At 64.0% G+C, this 353-nt stretch carries 1 protein-coding gene; it reads right to left on the bottom strand.

Annotated elements, in window-relative coordinates:
- A partial coding sequence (locus NP503_RS33225; RefSeq protein WP_245466901.1) for a PfkB family carbohydrate kinase occupies positions 1–353 on the bottom strand: 353 nt, incomplete at both ends.

Here is a 353-nt window from a genome sequence, read left to right on the forward strand (position 1 = left end):
GCCAGTGAGCCAAGGTCGCCGCAAGTCTGCAGGTCGCGGCCTTGCGTGTAGCCATGCAGGAAGCCGGCGGCATAGAGATCGCCGGCGCCCGTCGTGTCGACCAGTTCCTTGATGGCGGTCGCCTTGATCACCACGGTCTCGTCGCCGCGCACGATCACCGAGCCTTTTTCCGAGCGGGTCACGGCGGCGATCCGGCAATCCTTGCGGATCTGGGCCAGCGCCTCGTCGAACGACGATGTCTGGTAGAGCGACTTGATCTCGTGGCTGTTGGCAAAGACGATGTCGACCGTGCCCGAGCGCATCAGGTCGAGGAATTCGTCGCGGTAGCGGTCGACGCAGAACGAATCCGACAG

The sequence above is a fragment of the Mesorhizobium sp. SEMIA396 genome (genome assembly GCF_024518615.1).
Classification (GTDB): domain Bacteria; phylum Pseudomonadota; class Alphaproteobacteria; order Rhizobiales; family Rhizobiaceae; genus Mesorhizobium.